Here is a 4915-nt window from a genome sequence, read left to right on the forward strand (position 1 = left end):
GTTATAAAACCGTTCATTTCTTAAACTCATAGTTTGATAGAAAGCACATACCCTTTTTAGGTAATATATCGTATATTCAAGAAACTCTTAAAGCATGAATAAACTAACAACAAGAATTAAAGCGACCGGAGCCATCATCATACTAGTTGTTACGGCCTTTGCTTTCGCCAACCCTTCTGAACGGTACTTCGAAATAGCCAAAAATCTCGATATTTTCGCCACTCTTTTTAAAGAGGTCAACGCTCTTTACGTTGATGAAGTAAACCCAAACAAAGTAATAAAAACTGGGATCGATGCCATGCTGGCCTCTCTCGATCCATATACAAATTATATTCCTGAAGATGATATTGAAGACTTTCGTACTCAGAGCACAGGGCAGTATGGTGGCATAGGGGCTCTTACAAGCAAAATTGATGGTAAAATCATGATCGTAATGGTTATGGAAGGGTATTCTGCTCAAAAAAATGGGTTGAAGATTGGTGATGAGGTACTCAAAATAAACGATATTGATGTTACCAATATGAGCAGATCAGAAGCTGGTGATCTTATGAAGGGACAAGCCAACTCTGATGTTAGTCTTACTGTAAAACGTTTCAATAAAAGTGAGCCGCTTACTTTAAACTTTAAAAGAGAGAAGGTTAAGATAAGCAACGTCCCCTACTATGGCATGGTGACCGATGACATAGGATATGTTAAGCTTTCAGAATTCACCCTTGATGCTGGTAAAGAAGTTAGGACAGCAGTAACTAAATTAAAAACTGAAGGCGCTGCAAAAATAATATTAGATGTTAGAGGTAATCCTGGTGGGTTGTTAATGGAAGCTGTAAATATCACCAACGTCTTTTTGCCAAAAGGACAGGAAGTTGTAGCCACAAAAGGTAAGATCGAAGATCATAATCAAGTTTACAAAACATTGAATCAACCAGTTGACACTGAAATTCCGCTTGTAGTATTGATTAATAGTGGTAGTGCCTCTGCATCCGAAATTGTGGCTGGCACACTTCAGGATTATGACAGAGGAATTATAATTGGGCAAAAGTCATTTGGAAAAGGGCTAGTGCAAATTACACGACCACTTACCTATAATGCTCAATTGAAAGTAACTACTGCTAAATATTACACACCTAGTGGAAGATGTATACAGGCATTGGATTATAGCCACAGAAATGCAGATGGTAGCGTGGGTAAAGTGCCAGATTCATTAAAGGCTGAATACAAAACTGCCAATGGACGACCTGTATTTGACGGTGGTGGTATAGATCCTGATTTTGATGTTGCTAAAGAAACGCTTTCTCCAATAGCATACACGTTATTCACCAAAGGCCATATTTTTGATTACGCTACAGAGTACTATTACAGCCATGAGGAAATTGAAGGTGCAAAAAGCTTCAGGCTCACCGATGCTGAGTATACCGAGTTCAAAGCATGGCTTAAGGATAAAGACTACTCCTATACTACTCAGGTTGAGAATAACTTGAAGAAGTTGGAAGAAAATGCGCTTGAAGAAAATTATTATGAAGATATAAAAGGCAGGCTTAAGGAATTGACTGAAACTCTGGAGGCCAGCAAGGCCAATGATCTTGATGACTTCAAAGATCAAATAAAAACATTATTAGAAGAAGAAATTACAGGGAGATATTACCTTGAACGAGGCTCAATTGAAACTTCATTTGATAACGATCAAGATATAGCCAAGTCTGTCGAAATACTCAATAATCCAGCAAAGTATAAGGAGATCTTAAGCAAAAAATAATGCCTGGAAGGCTGAGTAATAAGGTTAAATTCGGCATTTCAATCTTAGCTGTTGTTTTAACTTTTCAGCTTACCTCTGGTTGTTTTAGTTTCAGAATGACTCCTAAAGAAGTAGACAAATACTTCAAATCTGCAGAACTTAAACCTACCCTCGATTCCTATGAGGTAAATAAAAGGAAAGTCAATTTTGCAGCCATTGGTTCAGACTCACTGCCTACAGTTATATTTTTTCATGGTGCACCAGGTTCATGGTCAGCATTTATTAGCTTTCTGGCCAACCCAAATCTTAATACAAGGTCAAAAATAGTTTCAGTTGACCGTCCAGGTTACGGTTATTCTAATTTTGGAAATAGTGAGCCTTCACTTCAGAAGCAGTCTGAACTACTCAAGCCGCTTTTAGAAAAGTATAGCGATACACCCAACATTCTGGTAGGTCATTCTTTAGGAGGACCTGTGATAGCAAAACTTGCTATGCTTTACCCAGAATTGGTCGATGGCCTTATTTTGGTCGCTCCTTCTATAGACCCTGATTTAGAGCCCGATGAAACATGGTTCAGGCTTCCTCTACATACTCCTTTTTTAAGATGGGTACTACCAGTTTCTTTAAGAGTAACAAATGATGAAATCTATTTTCTGAAAGACGAACTGGAACTTATGCTTCCTGATTGGTCAAAAATAAATGCACCTGTAATTGTTATTCAAGGAATGAAGGACAAGCTGGTTCCTCCTGGCAACGCAGATTTTGCAAAAGAACAACTTACAAATGCAAAGGTTAAATTAATGCTCATAGAAGATATGAATCATTTTATTCCATGGTCAAATCCGGAGCTAATTGAAGGCGCTATTAATGAACAGCTAAAGGTAATAAAAGAAAAAGGCGAGGAATAACCCTCGCCTTTTAAACTGAAAATTCAAATTACTACCTTAAAAATAGCATTTCTCTGTACTTAACTAGTGGCCAATCCTCGTCATCAACAATTAGCTCTAGTTTATCAACTGCATACCTGATTGATTCGAAGTACTTACCCTTCACATCATCACAATAAGCAATTGCCTTTTCTCTTGCATCTTCTATTACATTAGCCTTTTTTCTAGCATTGGTCATTTTTTCAACCTCAGCCTCAAGCGACTCAATGTATCCTGACATCGATTCGATAATTTTCAATACCTGAGTATTTTTTACGCCTAGTTCTTTAAGTCCCTTGGCATTTTGAATCAACTTGTTTTGGTAAGCTATAGCTGTTGGAATAATATGATTTTGCACCAAATCAGCCATTACTCTAGACTCAATTTGGATCTTCATAATATAGTTTTCCCACTGAATCTCATTTCTTGCTTCAAGTTCAACAGGATTCATTATTCCTTGATTGGCAAATAACTCACGCGACTTTTTACTTAAATACGCATCTAATGCTCTAGGAGTATCTTTCACATTAGCTAAGCCTCTTTTCGCAGCTTCCTTCACCCAATCTTCTGAGTAACCATCACCTTCAAAACGAACTGCTTTTGAATCCTTGATATACTTTCTAAGTACGCCAACAATAGCTAAACGCTTGTCAGTACCCTTCTTCATATCCTTATCAACCAGCTGATAGAACTCAGTAAGTTGTTCAGCAACTATTGTATTAAGAACAGTCATAGGAGTTGCAGGGTTGTCAGTACTACCAACCGCTCTGAACTCAAATTTATTACCAGTGAAAGCGAATGGTGATGTTCTATTTCTATCAGTATTATCTAAAATGATCGGTGGTATTTTATCAATACCAAGTTTCATATAGATGTTATCACCTTTCTCCACTTTAATATTTCCATTTTTCTCTAACTCATCTAACACTGCAGTTAATTGAGAACCCAAGAAAACAGACATAATTGCAGGAGGTGCCTCATTGGCTCCTAATCTATGATCATTTCCAGCAGAAGCTATACTCGCTCTTAAAAGCTCAGCATGTTCAAAAACAGCTTTAATAGTACAAACAAAGAATGTTAAGAAAAGTAGATTCTCTCTTGCGCTAGTACTTGGCTGAAAAAGATTAACACCAGTATCTGTAATCAATGACCAGTTATTGTGCTTACCTGATCCATTTAAACCAGCAAACGGCTTTTCGTGAAACAATACCTTCAGGTTATGTCTTTCAGCTACTCTGGACATTACATCCATCAAAAGCTGATTATGATCTGTAGCAACATTTATGTCTTCAAACAATGGTGCCACTTCAAACTGACTTGGCGCCACTTCGTTGTGTCTTGTACTAACAGGTATACCCAATTTGAGAGATTCAGTCTCAAAATCCTTCATGTAATTATAAATTCTTGTAGGAATAGACCCAAAATAATGATCATCCAATTGTTGACCACGAGCTGGATTATGCCCAAATACCGCGCGACCAGCCATAACTAAATCTGGACGGCTGGCGAAAAGCGCCTTATCTATTACAAAATACTCCTGTTCACAACCTAATGAAGCTTTTACACGACTCACTTTTTTATCAAATAATTGACATACTCGAGTGGCGGCCTTATCTACTGCTTCAACAGCTTTAAGCAGAGGAGCCTTATTATCAAGAGCTTCTCCAGTGTAAGCGACAAAAACTGTAGGTACACAAAGTGTTGCCCCATATATAAACATTGGTGAACTCGGATCCCAAGCTGTGTAACCACGTGCTTCGAATGTGCTTCTTATACCTCCATTAGGAAAAGAAGATGCATCAGGCTCTTGTTGCACCAAGGCAGTTCCTTTAAACCTTTCCATTCCGGATGAGGCATCAAAAAATGTATCGTGCTTTTCAGCGGTTGACCCTGTCAAAGGCTGAAACCAGTGGGTAAAATGCGTAGCTCCTTTACTTATTGCCCAAGATTTAGCAGCAGATGCAACAGCATCAGCAGTTTCGCTATCTATTTTTGATCCATCATGAATGATTTTCTTTACTCTCTTGAAAACATCAGGTGACAATGATGCCTGCATCTGAGGTAATCCAAAAACATCAGAAGCGAAGTATTCAGAAATTTTGCCGTTAGACTCCACTTTAACTTTAGGCCTGTTATTGGCTAAGTCAAGTGCTTTAAATCTTAAATGTGCCATGTAGTGATTTTATTTTTAGTATAAGATACTTAATGGCAACAAATATATAAGTAATTTGAATCAGTAGGTCTTTTTACGCCCAAT

The 4915-nt window shown here is 37.8% G+C and carries 3 protein-coding genes; 2 read left to right on the forward strand and 1 reads right to left on the reverse strand.

Annotated features, from left to right (window positions below):
- Positions 1–94: 94 nt before the first annotated feature.
- Together E1140_RS01910 and E1140_RS01915 are read left to right on the forward strand one after the other, a co-directional pair.
- The gene (locus E1140_RS01910; protein WP_155178466.1) at positions 95–1753 is read left to right on the forward strand and encodes a S41 family peptidase; all 1659 of its coding nucleotides are present in this window, start codon (positions 95–97) and stop codon (positions 1751–1753) included.
- A complete protein-coding gene (locus E1140_RS01915; protein ID WP_155178468.1) occupies positions 1753–2640 on the forward strand; it encodes an alpha/beta fold hydrolase in 888 nt (295 codons plus the stop codon). The genes E1140_RS01910 and E1140_RS01915 overlap by 1 nt, the downstream gene beginning before the upstream one ends.
- Before the next feature lie 31 nt (positions 2641–2671).
- Here the strand turns inward: E1140_RS01915 and E1140_RS01920 are convergent, their stop codons facing one another.
- The gene (locus E1140_RS01920) at positions 2672–4831 is read right to left on the reverse strand and encodes a glutamine synthetase III family protein (RefSeq protein ID WP_155178470.1); all 2160 of its coding nucleotides are present in this window, start codon (positions 4829–4831) and stop codon (positions 2672–2674) included.
- Positions 4832–4915 lie beyond the last annotated feature (84 nt).

This window comes from Fulvivirga lutimaris (genome assembly GCF_009711525.1).
GTDB classification, from domain to species: Bacteria; Bacteroidota; Bacteroidia; order Cytophagales; family Cyclobacteriaceae; genus Fulvivirga; species Fulvivirga lutimaris.

Excerpts from the sequence above, each read along its gene's own strand:
- E1140_RS01910 (WP_155178466.1), top strand. The coding sequence starts at position 95 with ATGAATAAACTAACAACAAGAATTAAAGCGACCGGAGCCATCATCATA.
- E1140_RS01915 (WP_155178468.1), top strand. The coding sequence starts at position 1,753 with ATGCCTGGAAGGCTGAGTAATAAGGTTAAATTCGGCATTTCAATCTTA.
- E1140_RS01920 (WP_155178470.1), bottom strand. The coding sequence starts at position 4,831 with ATGGCACATTTAAGATTTAAAGCACTTGACTTAGCCAATAACAGGCCT.